This is a genomic window from Brevundimonas sp. NPDC046655, from assembly GCF_044901625.1.
In the GTDB taxonomy this organism is placed as follows: Bacteria; Pseudomonadota; Alphaproteobacteria; order Caulobacterales; family Caulobacteraceae; genus Brevundimonas.
Genome location: NZ_JBJDPV010000004.1, coordinates 356,059 through 377,054, shown reverse-complemented (window position 1 = coordinate 377,054; position 20,996 = coordinate 356,059). Strand labels below are relative to the sequence as shown.

At 68.9% G+C, this 20,996-nt stretch carries 21 protein-coding genes; 9 read left to right on the top strand and 12 right to left on the bottom strand.

Annotation, left to right across the window (positions count from 1 at the left end; all coding sequences use genetic code 11):
- From ACI2KI_RS13545 to htpX, 3 genes are all read right to left on the bottom strand, one after another.
- Window positions 1-1,283, bottom strand: a 1,283-nt coding sequence (locus ACI2KI_RS13545; protein ID WP_404620853.1) for a CHASE3 domain-containing protein, incomplete at its 3' end; no start/stop codon positions are given.
- Window positions 1,284-1,542: 259 nt separating this feature from the next.
- Window positions 1,543-2,283 carry a tRNA (guanosine(46)-N7)-methyltransferase TrmB gene (trmB, locus tag ACI2KI_RS13540; RefSeq protein WP_404620851.1) on the bottom strand — a complete coding sequence of 247 codons (741 nt, stop codon included), beginning with the start codon at window positions 2,281-2,283 and terminating at the stop codon, window positions 1,543-1,545.
- A gap of 41 nt (window positions 2,284-2,324) precedes the next feature.
- A complete protein-coding gene (gene htpX / locus ACI2KI_RS13535; RefSeq protein ID WP_404620849.1) occupies window positions 2,325-3,299 on the bottom strand; it encodes a zinc metalloprotease HtpX in 975 nt (324 codons plus the stop codon).
- Window positions 3,300-3,384: 85 nt separating this feature from the next.
- On the opposite strand from htpX, the gene ACI2KI_RS13530 reads away from it, so the two are divergent.
- Window positions 3,385-3,642 (top strand): DUF1674 domain-containing protein, encoded by a 258-nt coding sequence (locus ACI2KI_RS13530; protein ID WP_312064417.1) that lies wholly within the window; start codon window positions 3,385-3,387, stop codon window positions 3,640-3,642.
- A gap of 87 nt (window positions 3,643-3,729) precedes the next feature.
- Window positions 3,730-4,563, top strand: a complete 834-nt coding sequence (locus ACI2KI_RS13525; protein WP_404620847.1) for a hypothetical protein — start codon at window positions 3,730-3,732, stop codon at window positions 4,561-4,563.
- A 71-nt stretch (window positions 4,564-4,634) separates the two neighbouring features.
- On the opposite strand, the gene pyrF is transcribed toward ACI2KI_RS13525, so the two are convergent.
- On the bottom strand, window positions 4,635-5,357 hold the full coding sequence (pyrF, locus tag ACI2KI_RS13520) for an orotidine-5'-phosphate decarboxylase (protein ID WP_404620845.1): 723 nt from the start codon (window positions 5,355-5,357) through the stop codon (window positions 4,635-4,637).
- A 97-nt stretch (window positions 5,358-5,454) separates the two neighbouring features.
- Between pyrF and ACI2KI_RS13515 the strand changes: the two genes are divergently transcribed.
- Window positions 5,455-6,153, top strand: a complete 699-nt coding sequence (locus ACI2KI_RS13515; RefSeq protein WP_292084741.1) for a MarC family protein — start codon at window positions 5,455-5,457, stop codon at window positions 6,151-6,153.
- A 63-nt stretch (window positions 6,154-6,216) separates the two neighbouring features.
- On the opposite strand, the gene ACI2KI_RS13510 is transcribed toward ACI2KI_RS13515, so the two are convergent.
- From ACI2KI_RS13510 to glpK, 4 genes are all read right to left on the bottom strand, one after another.
- Window positions 6,217-7,023, bottom strand: a complete 807-nt coding sequence (locus ACI2KI_RS13510; RefSeq protein WP_404620842.1) for an SDR family NAD(P)-dependent oxidoreductase — start codon at window positions 7,021-7,023, stop codon at window positions 6,217-6,219.
- Between the two features lie 10 nt (window positions 7,024-7,033).
- Window positions 7,034-7,504, bottom strand: a complete 471-nt coding sequence (locus ACI2KI_RS13505; protein ID WP_292031913.1) for an Rrf2 family transcriptional regulator — start codon at window positions 7,502-7,504, stop codon at window positions 7,034-7,036.
- Between the two features lie 91 nt (window positions 7,505-7,595).
- Complete coding sequence (locus ACI2KI_RS13500; protein WP_404620840.1) at window positions 7,596-8,669, bottom strand: phosphotransferase family protein; 1,074 nt, start codon at window positions 8,667-8,669, stop codon at window positions 7,596-7,598.
- Window positions 8,670-8,709: 40 nt separating this feature from the next.
- Window positions 8,710-10,194 (bottom strand): glycerol kinase GlpK, encoded by a 1,485-nt coding sequence (gene glpK / locus ACI2KI_RS13495; protein WP_404620838.1) that lies wholly within the window; start codon window positions 10,192-10,194, stop codon window positions 8,710-8,712.
- A 57-nt stretch (window positions 10,195-10,251) separates the two neighbouring features.
- Here glpK and ACI2KI_RS13490 point away from each other — a divergent pair, with 57 nt between their 5' ends.
- From ACI2KI_RS13490 to ACI2KI_RS13480, 3 genes are all read left to right on the top strand, one after another.
- Window positions 10,252-11,226, top strand: coding sequence for a threonine/serine dehydratase (locus tag ACI2KI_RS13490; protein ID WP_404620836.1), 975 nt, complete (start codon window positions 10,252-10,254; stop codon window positions 11,224-11,226).
- A 58-nt stretch (window positions 11,227-11,284) separates the two neighbouring features.
- Complete coding sequence (locus ACI2KI_RS13485; RefSeq protein WP_404620834.1) at window positions 11,285-11,752, top strand: MaoC family dehydratase; 468 nt, start codon at window positions 11,285-11,287, stop codon at window positions 11,750-11,752.
- 91 nt (window positions 11,753-11,843) lie between these two features.
- Entirely contained in the window at window positions 11,844-13,517 is a 1,674-nt protein-coding gene (locus ACI2KI_RS13480; protein WP_404620832.1) for an MHYT domain-containing protein, read from the top strand.
- On the opposite strand, the gene ACI2KI_RS13475 is transcribed toward ACI2KI_RS13480, so the two are convergent.
- Both ACI2KI_RS13475 and ACI2KI_RS13470 read right to left on the bottom strand, forming a co-directional pair.
- Window positions 13,514-14,461 carry a Gfo/Idh/MocA family oxidoreductase gene (locus ACI2KI_RS13475; RefSeq protein ID WP_404620830.1) on the bottom strand — a complete coding sequence of 316 codons (948 nt, stop codon included), beginning with the start codon at window positions 14,459-14,461 and terminating at the stop codon, window positions 13,514-13,516. The two genes, ACI2KI_RS13480 and ACI2KI_RS13475, sit on opposite strands and share 4 nt — an antisense overlap.
- 5 nt (window positions 14,462-14,466) lie before the next feature.
- Window positions 14,467-15,627: a DegT/DnrJ/EryC1/StrS family aminotransferase gene (locus tag ACI2KI_RS13470; RefSeq protein ID WP_404620828.1), complete on the bottom strand. Its 1,161-nt coding sequence runs from the start codon at window positions 15,625-15,627 to the stop codon at window positions 14,467-14,469.
- Between the two features lie 200 nt (window positions 15,628-15,827).
- On the opposite strand from ACI2KI_RS13470, the gene ACI2KI_RS13465 reads away from it, so the two are divergent.
- The 3 genes from ACI2KI_RS13465 (at window position 15,828) to ACI2KI_RS13455 (ending at window position 18,428) form a co-directional block, all read left to right on the top strand.
- Window positions 15,828-16,946, top strand: coding sequence for an AGE family epimerase/isomerase (locus ACI2KI_RS13465; RefSeq protein WP_404620826.1), 1,119 nt, complete (start codon window positions 15,828-15,830; stop codon window positions 16,944-16,946).
- 8 nt (window positions 16,947-16,954) lie between these two features.
- On the top strand, window positions 16,955-17,464 hold the full coding sequence (locus tag ACI2KI_RS13460; protein ID WP_404620824.1) for a D-glycero-alpha-D-manno-heptose-1,7-bisphosphate 7-phosphatase: 510 nt from the start codon (window positions 16,955-16,957) through the stop codon (window positions 17,462-17,464).
- A 67-nt stretch (window positions 17,465-17,531) separates the two neighbouring features.
- On the top strand, window positions 17,532-18,428 hold the full coding sequence (locus tag ACI2KI_RS13455; protein WP_404620822.1) for an alpha/beta fold hydrolase: 897 nt from the start codon (window positions 17,532-17,534) through the stop codon (window positions 18,426-18,428).
- Window positions 18,429-18,576: 148 nt separating this feature from the next.
- On the opposite strand, the gene ACI2KI_RS13450 is transcribed toward ACI2KI_RS13455, so the two are convergent.
- Entirely contained in the window at window positions 18,577-18,801 is a 225-nt protein-coding gene (locus ACI2KI_RS13450) for an alkylphosphonate utilization protein (RefSeq protein WP_017506643.1), read from the bottom strand.
- Between the two features lie 50 nt (window positions 18,802-18,851).
- Window positions 18,852-20,900: an NAD(+) synthase gene (locus ACI2KI_RS13445; protein ID WP_404620819.1), complete on the bottom strand. Its 2,049-nt coding sequence runs from the start codon at window positions 20,898-20,900 to the stop codon at window positions 18,852-18,854.
- Window positions 20,901-20,996: the final 96 nt, after the last annotated feature.

The following is a 20,996-nucleotide window of genomic DNA, read 5'->3' as shown; positions in this document are numbered from 1 at the left end:
TTCATCGCCTCGACCGCGTCGCGGACGATGACGCCGCTCTTCTCGGCGTCGCCGCGGGCCGACTGGACCACGCCCGAGGCTTGCCGTGCGCCGTCCGCGGTGCGGTTCACCGTGGCGGTGATCTGGTCCAGGGCGGCGGCGGTTTCCTCCAGCGAGGCCGCCTGCTGCTCGGTGCGGCGCGACAGGTCGTCGGAGGCCTGGCTGATCTCGCTCGAACCCGAACGGATGGCCGCCACGTTGTCGACGACCACGGCCACGGCCTGCTCCAGTTGGGCGATGGCGGTGTTGAAGTCGGTCTTCAGCTGCTCCGAGCGCGCCGCCACCTGGGCGGTCATGCGGTGGGTCAGATCGCCGTTGGCCATGGCCTGCAGACCCTGGCCCAGGGCCGTCACGGCGATGCGGTCCTCCTCGGCGGTGCGGGCCTTCTCGGCCTCGACGCGCGCACGCTCCTCCTCGGCGGCGGCGCGCTGGGCCGCCGCTTCCGCTTCCAGACGCTCGTTGGCGATGGCCGCGTCCTTGAAGGCCAGCAGGGCGCCGGCCATTTCGCCGACCTCGTCCTTGCGGCCCACGGCGGGCACGATGATGGTCTTGTCGCCGCCGGCCAGACGGCGCATGGCCGAGGTCATGGCCGCGATCGGCGTGGCGATCATCTTGGCCAGCCCCAGACCGAACAGGATCGACAGGGCCAGAGCCGAAAGGATGCCGACGCCCAAGGCGACCTTGGTGGCGGCGAAGGCCTGGCTCTGATCCTCGACCGCCGCCTTCTTGCGATTGGCCTGGGCCTCAACGATCGCATCAAAGGCCGCGTCGACGGGTTCCATGAACTGGTCGGGGATCGCGCTTTCCGTCAGCGCCATGGCCTCCGCCCGCGTTTCCGGACGGCTGGCCAGACGCACCTCGGGATCAATGACTGCAGCCTGATAGGCGCTCACGGCCTTCACCAGATCATCGATACGCTGGCCGGCGCCCGGAAGATGCGCGGTCATAGCTCTCATTTCAGCGACGCCGTCACGGAAGCCGCCCTTGTGCCGCTCGATCCGCTCCAGGTGATCCGGCTTTCCGGTCAGGATATAGGCCAGGACGGCGCTTTCCTGCTGGTCCACCGCACGCTTGAGCTGGCTGGTCTTGGCGGTGACCGCCTCGGCCAGAGCCACCGTCTCCTTGGCCTTCTCCAGCGCGCTCACCTGCATGAAGACCACCACGCCGAGCGCGATGATCACCGCCACGATCAGGGCGAAGGCGCCCGCCAGCTTCCGCGAAATTCTTACGTTGTCCAGATTCACCGGGATTAGTCCTGTTACTGCACGCGCACCGGCGCGCGCCGACACGATGGATCAAGCTTGAAAAAGGTCAGGCGTCGCCGACGGCCCGGGGCGGCCGCGCGGAGGTCCCGTCAGAAGGCGAGCGACGACGCGCCTCCCCTGACGAAATTTCAGCGAAAATCGTTGATACGGGTAAACGGCAGGCGAAGCGGCGCCTGCGGAATATCCCTTGCGTAATTTCCCGTAACGCCCGACGCCTCAGTACCGGACTTCAGACCGTTCAGGCGCGCCGGAACTCAAGGAAGATCGGCGTAGTGTCGCCCAGCTTCTTTTCCTCATAGCGAGTGACGACGTGGTCGGCCGGGACCGCGAACCAGTCTTCGCCCTCGGCCATGATCCGCGTCAGGCCAGGCGTGCGATCCAGCCGCTCCAGGGCCCATTCGGCATAGTCCAGCCAGTCGGTGACGAAACGCACGCGACCGCCGGGCTTCAGCAGGCGGGCGATCTCCACCGCCGTCTCGTCCTGCAGGAAGCGGCGCTTGTTATGGCGCGCCTTGTGCCAGGGGTCGGGGAAGAGGATCATCACCCGGTCCAGCGAGGCGTCCGGCAGGGCCGTCATCACGGCGCGGGCGTCGTCGGCGTGCAGCCGCACGTTCTTCAGACCGCCCTCCTCCACATGACGCAGCGCCGAGGCCACGCCGTTGAGGAAGGGCTCGCAGCCGATCATCAGGGCCTCAGGGTTGCGCGTCGCCTGTTCGGCCAGATGCTCGCCGCCGCCGAAGCCAATTTCGAGCCAGACTTCCTTCGCTTCGGGCATCAGGGCGACCGGGTCAATCGGGCCCTTGGCAGGGTCCGGCACGGCGATCCGAGGCATCAGGGTGTCGAACAGGGCCGCCTGACGCGCCTTGATCGGCCGCGACTTGATGCGCCCGAACGAGCGCAGCGGGCCGTGAGCCTGGGCCCACTCGGGGCGGTCGCTGTCGAAGGCGGGCAGATCGGCGGGTTCGGACTTGTCGGTCATGCGCGCGCTCTAACCGTTTACGCCCGAAGGCGCAAAGTCGATCAGCCCCAGGGACCGCGCGACGCGCTCGGCGCCGAGGGCGTGGTCGGCACGCTGGTCCGGGGCGCGCCGCCCGACGGGGCGGCTGCGACGGGAGCCGCCGCCGGGCGTCGGCTCATGCCCATCTTCGCCCCCATCTCCATCAGGGCGCGGACGCGGTTGCCGGTGGCCGGGTGGGTCGAGAACAGGTTGTCGGCGCCCTTGCCGTTCAGCGGATTGATGATGAACATATGGGCCGTGGCCGGATTGCGTTCGGCCGGGGCGTTCACCGCCCCCCGCGCATAGGCCTCGATCTTTTGCAGCGCCGAAGCGAGCGCCTGGGGGTCGTTGGCGATCTCAGCCCCGACGCGGTCCGCCTCGTATTCACGGGCGCGGCTGATGGCCATCTGCACCAGACCCGCCGCCATGGGCGCCAGAAGCATCAGGGCGATGGTCCCGATCATGCCGCCCGGCCGCTCGCGATCGTCGCCGCCGCCGAAGAACATGGCGAAGTTGGCCAGCATGGCGATGGCGCCCGCCACCGTCGCCGTCACCGTCATTGTCAGGGTGTCGCGGTTCTTCACATGGGCCAGTTCGTGCGCCATCACCCCCCTCACCTCCTCGCGCGTCAGCATGTCCAGCAGACCGCTGGTGGCGGCCACGGCGGCGTTCTGCGGATTGCGGCCCGTGGCGAAGGCGTTGGGTTGGTCGTTGGGAATGATGGTGATGGTCGGCTGCGGCAGCCCCGCGTCGGCCGCCATCTGCCTGATGTCCGCGACATAGGCGCGGACCACGGCGTTGGGATGGGTCTCATCCACCGGCTGCGCCTTGTACATCTTCAGCACGATCTTGTCGGCGTTCCAGTAGCTGAACAGATTCATCCCCGCCGCCACGAGCAGGGCGATCATCATGCCGGTCGCGCCGCCGATCAGATAGCCGATCCCCATGAACAGGGCGGTCATCACGGCCAGCAGGGCGAAGGTCTTGAGATGGTTCATCGGGTCCGGGCGTCGTCAGGGGTGGCGAAGAAGTCCTGAACGTCTATGTGAGGCCCTGTATCCTCGCCCTCAAGGCAGTCCCCCTGTGACCGAACAGCCCACCCCGCCCCCCGCAGACGACGACGCCGCCGAAGAAGGCGCCCCCGCCTTCAACGCCGATGTGCCCCACGCCACGCCTGAGCGGCCCCTGAACGCGATCGCGCGTCGCGCCCTCATGGAAGCGGCCGAACGTCGCAAGGCGGCCGAAGCGCCGGTGCTGGATACCGAGCACGGCGGCCCGCGCGGCCCCGAGCCGACCCGTTACGGCGACTGGGAGAAGAAGGGCCTGGCCGTCGACTTCTGAGCCGGACTCCGTTCGCCCGAGGGGAGAATAGTGAACGCTTCGGCCGAAACCGCATTAACCTTTGCGGCTGAAACAAGGAGCGTGGCCATGAAGGCAGTCGCATACATCGCCGTCGGCGCGGCCCTGCTGGCCGCCGGAACCGCCGAGGCCCATCAGCGCCAGGTGCGCCATAACGCCGCCTCCGGCTACGCCCAGCAGGCCTATGCCCATCGCGGCCCCATCGTCGAAAGCCGGGTCCAGACCTATTACAGCGACACCGGCTGGCAGGGCGGCTACGGCCCGGTCGAGGCCTATGGCTACGGCTACGGTTACGGCGGCGCCGGTCACCGCCCGCCCGTCGTCGTCGCCCCGCAACAGCAGCCGATCCGCCACGGCGGCTACGCCTACAGCGGCGTGTCCCGCTCCATGCCCTTCGGCTATGTCGTCGACGGCTATGGCCGCTACCCCTGGGCCCGCGGCCAGGTTCAGCAAAACTACTATCAGCAGGGCTATCAGGGCGGCGGCTACGCCTCTGACTGCCGCTGCGGCCCGCCGCCTCAGCCGGTCCACTATCGTCCCGAGCCGGTCTATGTCAGCCAGCCTCCGGTCTATGTCTCGCAGCCGCCCGTCTATGTGGAATCCCCGCCGGTCTATGTGCAGCCGGCTCCGGTCTATGTCGAACCGGCGCGCGTCCATGTCGCCCCGCCGCCCGTCTATGTGGCGCCCGCCGATGTCCGCGTCGCCCCGGCCCAGGTCGAGGTCGCCCGGCCCCAGGTCCATGTCGCCCCGCCGCGCGTCGAGGCCGCGCCTCCGATCGTGAACTTCGACCAGGGCTACTACGCCGTGCCCGACGCGCCGCCTCCCCCGCCCCCTCCGCCGCCGCACCATCACCGGTCGTCGAGCGAGCGGCCCTATATGCAGGAGCCCGGTGAGCGGGGCTGATCACGACAAAGGGCGGCCCCCGCGAGGAGGCCGCCCTTTTTGTTTCACGTGGATCAACAGGTTGCGCGCGATCAGATCAGCGCGATCTCGGCCGAAATGGCTTGAGCCGCCGCGCGCGGATCAGCCCCGGCGGTGATCGGACGTCCGACCACCAGATGGGTGGCGCCGGCTTGCAGGGCGCTGGCCGGGGTGGCCGCCCGGGCCTGATCGTCCAGGGCCGCGCCGGTCGGCCGCACGCCCGGCGTCACGATCAGGAAGTTCTCGCGGCCCGCCGCCAGGGCGATCTCGCGCACGCGCGCCGCCTCGTGCGGGCTGGAGACCACGCCGTGGATCCCGGCCTCCAGAGCCTGCCGCACCCGAAGTTCGACCAGATCCGCCGCCGACAGGCTGTGGTCGTCCGCCTTCAGGTCCTCCTCGGTCAGGCTGGTCAGGACCGTGACGCCCAGGATCTTCAGATCCGAGCCCGCCGCCCCGCGCGCCGCCGCCGCCATCACCTGCGGCCGGGCGTGAACGGTCAGCAGGTCGCAGCCCGCATTGGCCAGAACCGCCGTCGCCTTCTCCACCGTCGCGCCGATGTCGTGCAGCTTCCAGTCGAGGAAGACCTGAGCCCCCGCCGCCTTCAGCTCGCGCGCCAGGCCCATGCCGTCCGAGGCGAACAGCTGCAGCCCGACCTTGTAGAAACCGACCGCGTCGCCGATCCGCTCGACCAGGGCGCGGGCCTCGTCCGTCGTCGGCACGTCCAGGGCGCAGATGACGCGGGGATCAAACGGGCGATTTGGATGGGCTTCGGACATTTCCGGCTCTCGGCGGGTTGCAGGCGCGCGCGGATGCCCCGATAGGTGAGACCAAGGGTCGCGGGTCGCGCGGCGGGATTTAAGGCGGGGGCAAGCAATGAACGCGGTCGATCTGGGGGTCAACCTGTTCGTGGCGCTGTTCGCCTTGCTGGACCCCATCGGCAATGTGCCGATCTTCGCCGCCGCCACCGCCGGGGCCTCGCTGCGTCAGCGCATCACCGTCTCCGCCATGATCTGCGCCTTCGCGGCGGTCTTCCTGGGCTTCTTCTTCTTCACGGGCCTCGGCCTGCTGCAGTTCTTCGGCATCTCCCTGGCCGCCTTCCGCATCGCCGGCGGCATCCTGCTGCTGCTGCTCGGCCTCGACATGGCGCGCGAGGACTTCCTCAAGATCTTCGCCGACGCCGACGCCGTGACCGACGCCAAGGACGTGCGCGGCTACGCCAAGCGCCGCTTCAAGCGCCTGATCGTGCCCTTCGCCATTCCCCTGATGATCGGCCCCGGCGCCATCTCGGCCATCATCATCAACGCCGGTGAAGCCGAGAAGCTGGGCGCGGCGGGCACGGCCTCGTCGCTGATCGCCATGGTCGGCGCCTGCGTCGTCACCTTCATCTGCTTCGCCTGCACGGGCCCGATCAGCCGCATTCTCGGCGACGTCGGCATGGCCATCGTGGTCCGCGTGCTCGGCCTGATCCTGTGCGCCCTGGCCATCCAGTTCATCATCGCCGGTCTGGGCGAAGCCATCCCCGGCATGTTCAGCATCGGCGTGACGGCGCCCTACCCCGCCGGCGGTCACTAACACCTCAAGCGCCTCATCCCGGAAAGCGCGAAGCGCTTATCCGGGATGACGGAAGAAGGTTAGCTAAAGCCGGTCCAGCCGTCTGGCGTGACCGCCGACCATCTTCAGCGCCAGGCTGTCGGGCAGCAGACCGCCCAGCGCCGCCAGCACATTATTGGCGACGCCCGGCGTGACGCGCGGGCGATTGGCCTCGACCGCGTCCCAGCCGATCCGAGCCACGCGGTCGGCCTCCATCCACATCCATTTCGGATAGGCGCTCGAGACCTGTTCGCGCGAGCCGTTGACGTCGTGGAACTCGGTATAGGTGTAGCCGGGGCAGAGCGCCGTGACATGGACCCCCGTCCCCTGGGTCTCCAGCCACAGGCCCTGCGAGGCCTTGATCAGGAAGCTCTTGATCGGGCCGTACAGGGTGTCCCCACCGGTCGCCGGCATCTGTCCGGCCAGCGAGGCCACGTTCAGCACCCGGCCCCAGCCGCGCGCCGCCATGCCCGGCAGCAGAAGGCGCGACAGCTCAACCGGCGCCGTCAGCATGACGCGGATCATGGCGGCGTGGTCGGCGGGATCGGTGGCCAGGAAGCCCGTGGTGCGGCTGAAGCCGGCGTTGTTGATCAAGCCGTCGGCGCTCAGCCCGCGCGCCGCCATCGCCTCGACCAGAGCGGCGGGCGCGCCCGGTTCGGCCAGATCAGCGACGAGAATGCTGGCGCTCACGCCGTACCGCGCCGTCAGGTCTTCGGCCAGGGCCTGCAACGGCCCCTCGCGCCGGGCGGTCAGGATCAGGTCGTATCCTCGCGCGGCGCAAACACGGGCAAGCGCCGCGCCGATGCCGGCGCTGGCCCCCGTGATCAGGATGGTTCGGCGATGCTCCCCCAAGCGACGCGCGTCAGGCGGCGACGGGGCAGGACGAATGCGGCGCGAAGTCGCGCAGCGAGGCCGGGTCGGCCTCCAGCAGGTCGGCGATGGTGATCTTGGACAGGGCCGCGCCCGCGGCCTGATCGGCGGCGGTCAGGGCCTTGGCCACCTGACGCGGGATGTGCTCGCCCACCGGACAGCCCTTGGCCCCTGCGGGAGTCGAACCCAGATGGGCGCAGCCGTTCACCGCCTTCAGCACCTCGTCCAGACAGATGGTCTCGGGCTGGCGCAGCAGCCAGGATCCGCCCGAGGCGCCGGGGCGGGTGGCGATCAGCCCGGCCTTGGCCAGCAGGGCCGTGACCCGGCGAATGACCACCGGATTGGTCGGCACCGAGGCGGCCAGAACGGCGCTGGGCGCGGCGTCCGCAGCCGAATAGGCGCCCTTGTGGGCCAGATAGGCCAGGGCGTGGGCGGCGACGGGGAATCTTTGGCTGTCAGACATCTTGATCAATGCTCCAGACCGGAAGGTAGGGCTTCCGGCGCCGTTTCACAAATCCAACCGCAACAAAAACTGTTTTAATTATCGCCAAGCTTCACGCGCCGGCCTTCCTGGCGAAGCTCCAGGCCGCCTCCGACAGGGGTCCGACCTGGGCCGCCATGGTCCTGGCGTGGGCGCTGGCGGCGGTGCCGTCGCGCACCCGACCGGCGATTCCCTGACAGATGGCCGCCAGCCGGAACAGGTTGTAGGCGAACAGCCAGTCGAGGTTCTGCGGCGGCGCCGTGCCGGTCTTTGCGGCGTAGCGCTCAACCGTCTCCTCGACCGAGGGAATGCCCAGTTCTTTCAGCTCCGCCCCGGCCAGTCCGTTGCGCAAAGACGCCGGAATGACCCAGGCGATCAGCAGATAGGAGAAGTCGGCCATGGGATCGCCCAGGGTCGACAGCTCCCAGTCCAGCACCGCCCGCACGCGCGCCTCGACCGGATCAAGGATCATGTTGTCGAGGCGAAAGTCGCCGTGGACGATCCGCGTCGGCCCCTCGGGCGGCAGGCTGTCGGGCAGGAAGGCGATCAGCCGGTCCATGGCCGGGATGGGCGCGATCTCTGAAGCCCGATACTGCTTGGTCCACCGTCCGACCTGGCGGGCGAAATAGTTGCCCGGCTTACCATAGTCGCCCAGACCGATGGCGGCGGGCTCAAAGGCGTGCAGCGCCGCCAGCGTATCCGTCTGCGCCTCATAGATGGCGCGGCGCTCGGCGGGAGCCAGACCCGGCAGCTTCAGGTCCCAGAAAACCCGGCCCTCGACCTTGTCCATGACATAGAAGATCGAGCCGATGACGTCTTCGTCCGTACACAGAACATAGGGCCGCGCCACCGGAAATCCTTGCGCATGGAGGGCCGAGATGACGGTGAACTCGCGGTCCACGGCGTGGGCGCTGGCCAGCAGCAGGCCCGGGGGCTTGCGACGCAGCACATAGGCCCGCCCCGGCGTGGTCAGTTCATAGGTGGGGTTCGACTGGCCGCCCTTGAACTGGCGGATCGTCAGCGGCCCGGCGTAGCCCTCGACGTTTGCGGTCAGCCAGGCATCGAGCGCCGCCTCGTCGAGGCGATAGCGCTCGTCCACCTCGCGCGTGCCGGAAAAGGCCGATTGCGCATCCAGACTGTCGGTCATGGTTCGTCTCCCTCGCCGGCGCTCTGCGGCGCGCGTGCGATCATTCAGCGGCGATGATGGCGGCCTTCACCGCCCCGCGCCAGCCCTTCAGCAGCCGCGCCCGTTCCTCGTCGCCCATCCGCGGGCGCCAGACGGCGGGGGCCTCAAGCGGCGCGGTCCACAGCTCGCTGGTAAGGCCGACGCCGAAGGCCGCCAGCCGCGCCGCCCCCATGGCCGTCATCTCCTGAAAGGCCGGACGTTCGACCTCGACCTGGCAGATGTCGGCGACGAACTGCATGGCGAAGGCGTTGGCGGTGACGCCCCCATCGACCTTCAACCGCGTCAGCGACGGCGCCCCGTCCTTCTTCAGGGCGTCCAGCAGATCGCGCGTCTGATAGGCCAGGCTCTCCAGCGCCGCGCGGACGAAGTGGGCCGGGCCGCTGTCGCGGGTCAGGCCGATGACCGTCCCCCTCGCCTCGGGCTGCCACCAGGGCGCGCCCAGACCGGTGAAGCCCGGCACCAGATAGACCCCGCCATTGTCCTTCAGGGTCTGGGCCATGGCCTCGGACTGGCGCGAGTCCGAGATGACCTTCAGCCCGTCGCGCAGCCACTGGATCGCCGACCCCGCCGAGAAGATGGAGCCTTCCAGGGCGTAGGCGACCTGACCATCGGCGGCATATCCGAGCGTCCCCAGCAGCCGCGAGGTCGAGACCACCGGCTGATCCCCGACATTGGCGACCAGAAAGGCCCCGGTGCCATAGGTGATCTTGGCGTCGCCCGCCGCCAGCGCCCCATGCCCGACCAGGGCCGCCTGCTGATCCCCCGCCGATCCGTGAATGGGCAGGGCCCGTCCGAACAGGCTGGCGTCGCAGTCGCCCAGATGATCGGCGCAGCCCCGAATCTCGGGCAGGGCCTCAATCGGCACATCGAACAGGTCGCAAAGATCAGACCGCCACTGCAGCGTCTTCAGGTCCATCAGGCTGGTGCGGCTGGCGTTGGTGGCGTCGGTGACGTGGCTGGCGCCGCCCGTCAGCTTCCAGATCAACCAGGCGTCGATGGTGCCGAGCTTGACCTCGCCCTTGACCGCCCGCTCGCGCGCGCCCGGCACGGCGTCCAGCAGCCAGGCGTATTTCGAGGCCGAGAAATAGGGGTCGAGGATCAGGCCGGTCGCGGCCTGCACCGCCGCCTCATGCCCGTCCGCCGCCAGCCGCGTGGTCACGTCCGCCGTGCGCCGGTCCTGCCAGACGACGGCCCGGTGCAGCGGCTCGCCGGTCGTCGCATCCCACAGCACCGCGGTCTCGCGCTGATTGGTGATGCCCACGGCGGCGAAGCGGCCCACGCCCCCCGCCTTTCGCACAACCTCGCGACAGGTCTGCAGCGTCGCGCGCCAGATCTCCGCCGCGTCATGCTCGACCCAGCCCGACTGCGGGAAATGCTGCGCCAGCTCGATCTGGCTGACCGCGACGGAATGGAACGCCCCCTCGGGCGACACCTCAAAGGCGATGGCCCGCGTCGAGGTCGTGCCCTGGTCGATGGCGAGGATCATGTTCGCTTGCATCAGGAGAGTTATGCAGAGGCGCAGGCTGAGCGTAAGAGGAAACTCATGCACACGCCCTCCTTCTCCGGCGTCCTCGACGCCGCCCGCCAGATCGCCCCCGCCGCCGTGCGCACGCCGCTGATCGAGCATCCGGCCCTGAACGCAGCCGTCGGCGGCCGCGTCCTGATGAAGGCCGAGACGCTGCAGGTCGCGGGCGCCTTCAAGTTTCGCGGGGCCTACAACCGCATCAGCCGCCTGACGGACGCGGAGAAGACGCGCGGCGTCGTGGCCTATTCCTCGGGCAACCACGCCCAGGGCGTGGCGGCGGCGGCGCAGGCGGTGGGAACCCGCGCCCTGATCGTCATGCCCTCGGACAGCCCGACGGTGAAGGTCGAGGGCGTTCGCGCCTTCGGCGGCGAGGTGCGCTTCTACGATCGCTGGACCGAAAGCCGCGAGGCCATCGGCGCCGAGATCGCGGCTGAACGCGGCTCCATCCTGGTCCCGCCTTTCGATGACCCCTTCATCATCGAGGGCCAGGGCACGGTCGGGCTGGAGATGCTGGAGCAGGCCGGGATCGAAATGGACCAGCTGCTCTGCGGCGCCTCGGGCGGCGGCTTGATCGCCGGGCTCAATCTGGTCATGGCCGAACAGAGCCCCCAGACCCGCGTCATCGTCGTCGAGCCCGAAGCCTTCGACGACACCCGCCGCTCGCTGGAGGCCGGCGAACGCACCGCCCACCCGCAAGGCGCTCCCTCCATCTGCGACGCCCTGATGGCCCCCATGCCGGGCGAACTGACCTGGCCGATCAACCGATGCCTGTCGGGCGCCGCGACCGTCACCGACGCCGAGGTGGCCGAGGCCATGCGTTTCGCCTTCCGCTGGCTGAAACTGGTCATCGAGCCGGGCGGCGCCGTGTCCCTGGCCGCGCTTCTGTCGGGCAAGGTCGCAGCCAGGGGCCTGACCACCGGGATCGTCCTGTCCGGCGGCAACGTCGATCCGGGCCTGTTCAGCGCCGTCATCGAGGACCGCTTCAAGGCCTGACGCGGCCTCTTGCGCCCGTCCGCGACGCAGGCAAGGCTGCATCAAACGGAGGGGCCCGATGACAAAGCCGAGCGATCTGCCATCCCTGGTCGGCCAAGAGGTCGGCGTCAGCCGCTGGATAGAGGTCGATCAGGCCCGCATCGACGCCTTCGCCCGCATCACCGAGGACGAGCAGTTCATCCACGTCGACCCGGAACGGGCCAGGGCGACGCCTTTCGGCGGGACCATTGCTCACGGCTTCCTGACCCTCAGCCTGGCCTCGGCCATGAGCTATGACGCCGTCGCGCCGCTGGACGGCGTGGTCATGGGGGTCAACTACGGCTTCGACAAGCTGCGCTTCCTCGCTCCCGTTCCGGCCGGATCGAAGGTGCGAGGCCGCTTCAAGCTGCTGTCCGCCGAGGACAAGGGCGCCCAGGACGGCGTGACCCGCTGGCTGCTGAAGCACGAACTCACCGTCGAGATCGAGGGCGGCGACAAGCCCGCCCTGATCGCCGAATGGCTTGGCATGCAGATGGTGAAGGCCTGAGCCTCACCCGTTTCCGGTGCTGGACAAGGACAGGATAACGGCGCTCCAGTAACCATAGTCCGGGCACGGTCAGATCGAGGGAGGCTGGACAGTGCACCTTCACGGGGTTTCCGTCTTCGACGGCCTGTCCTTTCTGGTCGCCGTCTTCGCCGCCTGGACGGCCCTGGACCTGTTTCAGCAGGTGCGGTCCCACCAGGGCGGCGAGCGCCTGGCCTGGCTGGGCACAGCGGCGACGGCCATGGGCGGCGGCGTCTGGTCGATGCATTTCATCGCCATGCTGGGCTTCGACGCCGGTTCGCCGGTCCGCTACGACCTGACGCTGACCATCATCTCCTTCCTTCTGGCGGTCGCCGGATCCAGCCTCGCCTTCCTCATCGCGGCAGGACGCGCAAACCCTCCTCGCATGATCCTGGCGGGCCTGGTCATGGGCGCCAGCATCTGCGCCATGCACTATGTCGGCATGGCGGCCCTGCAGACGTCGGCCGCTCTGACCTATGCGCCCGGACTGGTCGCCGTGTCGGCGGCTGTCGCTCTTCTGGCCTCGATCGCCGCCTTGTTCGCAGTCAATCAGGACCGTTCACGGCTGTGGCGGCTGACGGCGGCCCTGGTCCTGGGCATGGCCGTGGTCGGGATGCACCATGTGGCCATGGCGGCCCTGACGGTCGCGCCGAGCCAGACCGCCGCCACGCTCGACCCGCCCGGGGCCCCGCCTCTGCTGCTGGCCGTCGGCGTCGCCGGGGTGACGATCCTCATCCTGTTTCTGGCCCTGGCGGTCGCCATGGTGGACCAGCGTGACAAGCTGATCGCCATCATCGACGCGGGCGGGGTCGGCTACTGGGAGCTGGCCCTTCCACGGCAGGACCTCTGGCTGTCCGGCCGGGCGCGCAAATACCTCGGCCTGGCCCGCGGCGAGCCCTTTTCGGCGCGCGACCTTCCCCGCAAGCTGAAGCCCGAGGACATGGCCCGCCGAACGGAAACCCTGGAGCGCGCCCTCAGGGGAGAGGGCGACTACGCCGCAGAATATCAGATCCGCGACAGCGGCCGGTGGCTTCAGGTGCGGGGTCGGCTGATCCGCTCGCGGTCGGGCAAGCCGATCAAGCTGGCCGGGGTCATCACCGACGTCACCGACCGCCATCAGGCCTTCGCCGCCCTGGCCACCAGCGAGCATCGCCAGCGCCTGCTGATCAATGAGCTGAACCACCGGGTGAAGAACACCCTGGCCACCATCCAGTCGATCGCCGCCCTGACCGCGCGCCGCTCCAGCAGCGTCGAGGACTTCATGCGCCTGTTCGAGGCGAGGCTGATCGCCCTGTCCGACACCCACAACCTTCTGACCGCCAACGGTTGGGAAAAGGCGCGGTTAAGCGATCTTCTGGTTCAGGAATTTCGCCCCTACGCCGAGGATCGCCTGCGCATGACAGGGCCGGACGTGACCCTGGGCGCCGAACAGTCCCTGTCCATGGGCCTGATCCTGCATGAACTGGTCACCAACGCCGCCAAATACGGTCCGCTGAAATGTCCCAACGAGGCGGCGGGCTGGGTCGAGGTCCGTTGGAGCGGCCTCGACGACGACGGCCTGGTCTCGCTGGACTGGATCGAGCACGGCGGCCCAGAGGTCGAGCCGCCGACGCGCACAGGCTTCGGCTCGCGCCTGATCGACACCAGCATCCGCACGACGCTCGCCGGGTCGGCGACCATGGACTATGCTCACGGCCGCCTGCATTGCCGCCTGACCTTCCGGCCCGGCGGCGCGCCGAACGCCTAGGGCTCGCCCAGGCAGCGCAGGGCGACTTCCAGATTGCGCAAACCGTCTTCGCCCGAAACCGCCGCAGTCTCACCGCTGCGGATGGCGTGGACGAAGGCCTCGTGCTCCTTCTTGAGCGGCTCGGCGGGCCACGAGTTCAGCATCCGCGTCGAGTAGGAACCATCCGGCTGCTGGCCGAAATACTCCGTCACCTGACGGGTGATCAGGTCGGCGACAATGAAGCGGTTCTTGGTGGCGACCTGCAAGGTGCGGGTCTTGTAGGGCGTGACCCAGTTGGTCGTGATGTGAGCGATCACGTCATTGGCCATGCGGAACTGCAGCAGGGCCGAGTCCTCGCGCGAGGCGTGGGTGTGGCCCAGCAGCGACTGGACCTCGACAACCTCGGAGCCCGTCAGGTGGCGGATGATGTCGATGTCGTGCACCGCCAGATCGATGACCACGCCCACCTCGCCCATGCGCGGCGGGAAGGGGCCGACGCGGGTGATCTGGATGGAGATGATCTCGTCGCCGTCGATGGCGCGCTTGACCGTGTCCACCGCCGGGTTGAACCGCTCGACATGGCCGACCATCAGGACGCGGTTGTTGGCCTTGGCCGCGTCGATCATGGCCTGGGCGTCGGCGGTCGTGGCCGCGATGGGCTTTTCGACCAGGACATGCACGCCCGCGTTCAGCAGGGCCACGCCCAGCTCGGCGTGGAAGCGGTTCGGCGTGGCGATGACGGCGGCGTCCAGACCGGCGGCGACAAAGGCCTGAGCGGTCGTCACAGCGGTCGCGCCGTAAGCCTCGGCCACGCCCTCGGCCGTCACGGCGTCGGGATCAAAGACGGTCGTCAGCTCGACGTCGCGCAGTTCGGACAGGACGCGGGCGTGGTTGCGGCCCATGACGCCGGCGCCGGCGACGCCGATCTTGAGGGGCCCAAAATTGGGGGAAGTGTGCTGGGTCATGAAGATCAGGCCTTGAAGCTGGCGACGGCGGCGATGATGCGATCCTGCGTCGCTTCGTCCAGATCCGAGTGCATCGGCAGGCTGATGACGCGTTCCATCAGGCGTTCCGTCACCGGCAGGCCCTGCGGGCCGCGCGGATAGTGGGCGTAGGCGGGCTGCAGATGCAGCGGGATCGGATAATAGACCGCCGTGGGGATGCCCTCGGCCTTCAGGTGCGCGGCCAGGCCGTCGCGGTCCTCGTGCTCGATCGTATATTGCGCCCAGTTCGAGACATTGCCCGCCGGCACGTCCGGCACGGCGGCGACGTGAGGCCGCAGACCCTCGTTGTAGCGAGCGGCGGCGGCGTTGCGCCACTCGATCTCTTGCCCAAAGACCTTCAGCTTCTCGATCAGGACTGCGGCCTGGATGGTGTCCAGACGGCTGTTCAGGCCGATGCGCATGTTCAGGTATTTGGGGTCGTGGTCAAAGGTCTTGTCCTTCAGGTCGATCGCCACCGCCTTGCCGTGCACGCGGATGGAATCGATCAACTGGGCCAGGTCGTCGTCATTGGTCAGCACCGCCCCGCCGTCGCCGTAGCAGCCCAGCGGCTTGGCCGGGAAGAAGCTGGTGGTGGTGATGTCGGCCCACTTCAGCGGATGCTCGCCGTCGATGGTGCAGCCGAACCCTTGCGCCGAGTCCGAGATCAGCTTCAGGCCGTATTTGTCGCAGATGGCCTTGATGGCCGGGTAGTCGGCGGGCTGGCCGAACAGGTCGACGGCGATGACCACGCGCGGCGTCAGACGGCCTTCCTTCAGCGTCGCCTCGATGGCCGCCTCCAGATGGGCGGGGCTCATGTTGTAGGTGGTCGCGTCCACGTCGATGAAGACCGGCTCGGCGTCGAACCAGGGCACCACCTCGGCGGTGGCGGCGAAGGTGAAGCTGGGCACGAAGACGGCGTCGCCGCGACCGATGCCCCAGGCCATCAGCGGCAGGGCCAGGGCGTCGGTGCCGTTGGCGCAGCCCAGGGCGTGCTTCGCGGCGCCGAAGGCGGCCAGATCGGCCTCGAACTGGCGCACCTGCGGGCCCATGACCCAGGCGCCGCCGACGACGGCCTCCTGAACGGCAGCCTCGATCTTGCCGCCGAGGCGAAGCCGCTGGGCCTGAAGGTCGATGAAGGGAATGGTCATGAAGGGTCGCTCTCTCGGTAGGGGCCGCGCAGGCGGAACTCGGGTTCGGCGGGCGGGCGCGAAGGCGGATCAACTATCTTGAGCGCCTCCTACCAAAGCCCGGGGGCTCTCGACAAACCCGCGAGGGTCACTTCGCGTTGCCGGTTGCAACGAAAGCCATGCTTGGCAAAACTGGCAACCCTGCCTAAGCCCGGCTGACCATGACGCTTTCGAACGCACAGAACCGGGTCCGTGACTGGCTGTTCCACCAGGCCCTGCCGCTGTGGGCGTCGGCCGGGATCGACGCCGAGGGCCGTTTTTTCGAGAAGCTGGATTTCGACGGCCGCCCGATTACCCGCGTCCCCCGCCGCACGCGGGTGCAGGCGCGCCAGGTCTATGTCTTTTGCGAAGCCGCCGCCCTCGGCTGGCCAGAAGAGGAAAATGGGGGCGAAGCCATCGCCCGACGCGGGCTGGACGCCCTGATCCGCGACCACCGCCGGGACGACGACCTGTGGGTGCGCGCCGTTGACGATGCGGGCGCCGTGATCGATCCTACGCCCGACCTCTACGACCTGGCCTTCGTCCTGTTCGCCCTGGCCGCCGCTCATCGCGTGCTGAAGGACGAACGCGCCCTGCCCCTCGCGCTTTCGACCCTCGCCGCCATCGAGGCGGGGATGGCCGATCCGGCCTACGGCGGCTGGCATGAAGCCCTGCCCCCGGTCCTGCCCCGTCGCCAGAATCCGCACATGCACATGCTGGAGGCCCTGCTGGCCTGGCAGGCGATCGCCCCTGAGCCCGCCTTCGAGACGGCGGCGCGCCGCGTGCTGGACCTGTTCGCCGCCCGCTTCTTCGACCGCGAACACCTGATGCTAGGCGAGTTCTTCACTGCGGACTGGGCCATCGCGCCCGGCGGCGCCGGTCAGGTCATCGAGCCCGGCCATCACCTGGAGTGGGTCTGGCTGCTGGAGCAGGCCCGCCGCCTGGGCCTCGACGGCCACGAACGACCGGCTCAGGCCCTGTTGGCCTCGGCCCTGACCAACGGCCTCGACGCCCAGGGCATGATGATCCGCGAGGTCGACCGCATCGGCGTGGTCCGCGACGGCGGTCGGCGCCTCTGGGCTCAGACCGAGGCCCTGCGCACCCTCCTCCTGCGCGGTCGCACCGACCAGGCCCTGCGCCTGATCGACGGCGTCTTCGCCACCCATCTGGCCACGGCGACGCCCGGCCTCTGGGTCGACAGCTATGACGCCGAGGGCCGGCCGCAGGACGCTTCGGCGCCCGCCTCGACCCTCTATCACCTGATGAGCGCCTTCTCGGCCCTGCTGACGGACCCTGCATGAGCCGCCCCATGAAGCGACCCGCCGCCTTTCTCGACCGCGACGGCGTCCTGATCGTCGACTGCGGCTATCCGCACCGCCCCGACCAGCTGGTGCTGATCCCCGGCGCCGCCGAGGCGGTGAAGCGGCTGAATGACGCGGGTTATGTCGTCGTCATCGTCACCAACCAGTCGGGTGTGGCGCGCGGCCTGTTCAGCGAAGAGACCATGCACGGCTTCAACGCCCTGGTGGTCCAGCGGCTGGCCGAAAGCGGCGCCCGCATCGACGCCGTCTACGCCGCCCCCCACCACGCCGAGGCCGTGGACGAACGCTATCGCCACCCCGACCATCCCGACCGCAAGCCCAATCCGGGCATGCTGCTGCGCGCCATGACCGAGCACGACCTGGACCCGGCCCGCTCGCTGATGATCGGCGACCAGCCCTCGGACATGGAGGCGGCGCGCCGCGCGGGCGTCGTCGGTCACCGCTTCCCCGAAGGCGGCGACCTGGATCAATTCGTCACGGCCATCCTCTCGACCTGATCGCAATTCTTCATCCGGTGAATTACTCTGCCGCCAAGGTCAGAAGAAGCCGCCGGAGAAGACGCCCATGCCCGCCCATGCCTCGCCCTTCGCAGATCGCTACGTCGAGCGTCGCTGGACCTCGCCGGACGGCCTGAGCCTCTACGCCCGCGACTACGCCCCCGCCGAGGGCCCGGCCAAGCTGCCCGTCATCGCCATCCACGGCCTGACCCGCAACAGCGCCGACTTCGGCGTCATCGCCGGATTGATCGCCCAGACCGGCCGCCGGGTGCTGGCCGTCGACGTGCGCGGACGCGGCCTGTCCGACCGTGCATCCGACCCCATGACCTACACGCCCGACGTCTATGCCCGCGACGTGATCGCCCTGATGGAGCAGACGGGGATCGAAAAGGCGGTCTTCCTCGGCACCTCCATGGGCGGGCTCATCACCATGGCCCTGACCGCCATCAAGCCTCAGGGCGTCGCCGCCGCCGTTCTCAACGACATCGGGCCGGAGGTGGCGTCCGAAGGTCTGGCCCGCATCGCCGAATACACCGGCCGCAAGATCGAGATCCGCAACTGGGCCGACGCCGCCGCCTACGCCCGCGACATCAACGCCGTCGCGTTCCCCCTCAACGGCGACGCCGACTGGGACGCCTTCGCCCGCCGCATCTTCCGCGAGGGCGAGGACGGTCGGCCGGTGCTGAACTACGACCCTGACATCTCGGTCCCGATCCGGGCGGCAGGGGCCGCGGCCCTGGTCCCCGACCTGTGGCCGGCCTTTATGGCCCTGGCGACCGGGCGCCCGACCCTGCTGGTGCGCGGCGGAACCTCGGACCTGCTCAGCGCGGACATCGCCAGCCGGATGCGCGCGGCGGCGCCGTCCATGGCCTATGTCGCGGTTCCCGGGATCGGCCACGCCCCCATGCTGGACGAGCCCGAGGCGCGGGCGGCGATCTTCGAGTTTCTGGCGAACGTTAGCTAATATCCGCAGTCATTCCGGGGCGGCGAAGCCGAACCCGGAACCCAGGCGGTTGTGCAAACCGGCATGGCCCGTGTTGATCTCAACCGTCTGGGCCCCGGACAGCCCCGCGCGGGCTTCCGGGGTGACGGCAAGAGGGATCGCTCTAGTCCTAGGCCTTCTTCACAAACTCCGTCCGCAGCACGAGGCCGCGCACCTTCTCGACATTGGCCTCGATCTCGTCGGGGTCGCCGGTCAGGCGGATATTCTTGACCAGGGTCCCGCGCTTCAGCGTCACACCGCCCGAGCCCTTGACCTTCAGGTCCTTGATCAGGGTCACGCTGTCGCCGTCGGCCAGGATGTTGCCGTTGGAGTCCTTGGTCACGTCGTCGGTCATGGTCGTCTCTTTCTCGTCATCCCGGCCGAAAGCCGGGGCGACGGTCCTACTCAATCGGGGACGTTATTGTCGAGTTCGTCGAGCCAGACTCTCGCCGACGAGTCCGACGGCGCCCGCCAGTCGCCGCGCGGCGACAGCGACCCGCCCGTCACCACCTTGGGCCCGTTCGGCACGGCAGAACGCTTGAACTGGCTGGTCTGGAAGAAGCGGATCAGGAACTTCCTCAGCCAGGCCTTGATGGTGGGCAGGTCATAGGCGACCCGCTCCGCCTCCGGCAGACCGGCGGGCCAGTTCCCCGTCGTCGCATCGCCCCAGGCCTGATGCGCCAGCCAGGCGACCTTGGACGGCTTCAGGCCGAACCGGCTGATGTAGAACAGGAAGAAGTCGTTCAGGGCGTAGGGGCCGACGATGCTCTGCGTCGACTGGATCGCCCCGTCGGCGCCCGCCGGGACCAGTTCCGGCGAAATCTCGGTGGCGAGAATGGCGTGAAGCGTGGGCGTCGCCGCCTCGCCCACCAGGCCCCGTTCGGCCACCCAGCGGATCAGATGCTGGATCAGGGTCTTCGCCACCCCGCCGTTGACGTTGTAGTGGCTCATGTGGTCGCCGACGCCATAGGTGCACCAGCCGAGGGCCAGCTCCGACAGGTCGCCGGTGCCCAGGACGAAGCCGTGGTTCTGATTGGCCAGTCGGAACAGGTAGTCGGTGCGCAGGCCCGCCTGGACGTTCTCGAAGGTGATGTCATGCACCGGTTCGCCATTCGAGAAGGGATGGCCGATGTCACGCAGCATCTGTTCGGCGGCGGGCCGGATGTCGATCTCGGCCCCCGTCACCTGCAGCGCCCGCATCAGCTTCCAGGCATTGGACCTGGTGCCGTCCGACGTCGCAAACCCCGGCACGGTGAAGGCCAGAATCCCCGTGCGCGGCAGCGCCAGCCGGTCAAAGGCGCGACAGGCCACCAGCAGGGCCTGGGTCGAATCCAACCCGCCCGAGACGCCGATCACCAGGGTCTTCGCCCCGGTCGCCGTCATGCGCCGCATCAGGCCCTGAACCTGAATATTGAAGGCCTCGAAGCAGTCCTGATCCAGACGCGCCGCGTCGTCCGGCACGAACGGGAAACGGTCCAGCGGACGGATCAGGGCGTCGCCCGGCCCCTGCTCCGCCTCGAACGGGACCACGGTCGCAGCCTCGCCTTCCAGCCGGGCGCAGTCGGCGAAGGTGCCGTTGCGCAGGCGATCCAGCCCGATGCGGTCGACGTCCACGTCGGCCACCGTCAGATGGCTCTCCAGCGCGAACCGCTCGCCCTCGGCGAGCTTGCCGCCCAGTTCGTGGATGGTCGCCTGACCGTCCCAGGCCAGGTCCGTCGTGCTCTCGCCCCAGCCCGAGGCGGCGAAGACATAGGCCGACAGGGTGCGCGCCGACTGGCTAGCGCACAGCAGGGCCCGCTCGTCCGCCTTGCCGATGACGATGTTGGAGGCCGACAGGTTGCACAGGATGCGCGCCCCGGCCAACGCCGCCCGCGTCGACGGCGGCTGCGGCGCCCAGAAGTCCTCGCAGATCTCGACCGCGAAGACGAAGCCCGGACGGTTGGTCGCCTCGAAGATCAGACCCGGCGCGAAATCGACGCTCGTACCGTTCAGGACGACAGCGTCCTCGGACCGGCTGGCGGCCGGCGCGAACCAGCGCTTCTCGTAATATTCGCGGTAGTTGGGCAGATAGGTCTTGGGCACGACGCCGAGCACTTCGCCGCCGCCCAGCACGACCGCGCAGTTGAACAGGGCGTCGCCGTTGCGGAGCGGCGCGCCGATGACCGCGATCACGCCCGCCTCGTCCGCGACCTCGGCCAGACGCCCGATCTGACGCTCGACCTCTTCCAGCAGAGCCGCCTGCATCAGCAGGTCGTCGATGGCGTAGCCGCTCAGCGACAGTTCGGGAAAGACCAGCAGGTCCACGCCCTGCTCCCCGGCCTGGCGGATCAGGGCTGCGTGCTCCTCGGCGTTGGCGGCCGGGTCGGCGACATGGACCACCGGGGTCGCGGCGGCGACGCGCACGAAGCCGTGGGCGCGCGGGGTGTGGAAGGAATGCGTCTCGGACTTCGCCATCAATCTTTCCGCTCATCCCGCCATGCGGGCTCCAGAACCCTAGGGCTGGTGGATCAATATAGGGTTGCGCGGTGAAGCCAAAGGACTAGCGGTTTG

Coding starts and splice junctions, on each gene's coding strand:
- trmB (WP_404620851.1), bottom strand. CDS start 2,283: ATGACCGACAAGTCCGAACCCGCCGATCTGCCCGCCTTCGACAGCGAC.
- htpX (WP_404620849.1), bottom strand. CDS start 3,299: ATGAACCATCTCAAGACCTTCGCCCTGCTGGCCGTGATGACCGCCCTG.
- ACI2KI_RS13525 (WP_404620847.1), top strand. CDS start 3,730: ATGAAGGCAGTCGCATACATCGCCGTCGGCGCGGCCCTGCTGGCCGCC.
- pyrF (WP_404620845.1), bottom strand. CDS start 5,357: ATGTCCGAAGCCCATCCAAATCGCCCGTTTGATCCCCGCGTCATCTGC.
- ACI2KI_RS13515 (WP_292084741.1), top strand. CDS start 5,455: ATGAACGCGGTCGATCTGGGGGTCAACCTGTTCGTGGCGCTGTTCGCC.
- ACI2KI_RS13505 (WP_292031913.1), bottom strand. CDS start 7,504: ATGTCTGACAGCCAAAGATTCCCCGTCGCCGCCCACGCCCTGGCCTAT.
- ACI2KI_RS13500 (WP_404620840.1), bottom strand. CDS start 8,669: ATGACCGACAGTCTGGATGCGCAATCGGCCTTTTCCGGCACGCGCGAG.
- glpK (WP_404620838.1), bottom strand. CDS start 10,194: ATGATCCTCGCCATCGACCAGGGCACGACCTCGACGCGGGCCATCGCC.
- ACI2KI_RS13490 (WP_404620836.1), top strand. CDS start 10,252: ATGCACACGCCCTCCTTCTCCGGCGTCCTCGACGCCGCCCGCCAGATC.
- ACI2KI_RS13485 (WP_404620834.1), top strand. CDS start 11,285: ATGACAAAGCCGAGCGATCTGCCATCCCTGGTCGGCCAAGAGGTCGGC.
- ACI2KI_RS13475 (WP_404620830.1), bottom strand. CDS start 14,461: ATGACCCAGCACACTTCCCCCAATTTTGGGCCCCTCAAGATCGGCGTC.
- ACI2KI_RS13470 (WP_404620828.1), bottom strand. CDS start 15,627: ATGACCATTCCCTTCATCGACCTTCAGGCCCAGCGGCTTCGCCTCGGC.
- ACI2KI_RS13465 (WP_404620826.1), top strand. CDS start 15,828: ATGACGCTTTCGAACGCACAGAACCGGGTCCGTGACTGGCTGTTCCAC.
- ACI2KI_RS13460 (WP_404620824.1), top strand. CDS start 16,955: ATGAAGCGACCCGCCGCCTTTCTCGACCGCGACGGCGTCCTGATCGTC.
- ACI2KI_RS13455 (WP_404620822.1), top strand. CDS start 17,532: ATGCCCGCCCATGCCTCGCCCTTCGCAGATCGCTACGTCGAGCGTCGC.
- ACI2KI_RS13450 (WP_017506643.1), bottom strand. CDS start 18,801: ATGACCGACGACGTGACCAAGGACTCCAACGGCAACATCCTGGCCGAC.
- ACI2KI_RS13445 (WP_404620819.1), bottom strand. CDS start 20,900: ATGGCGAAGTCCGAGACGCATTCCTTCCACACCCCGCGCGCCCACGGC.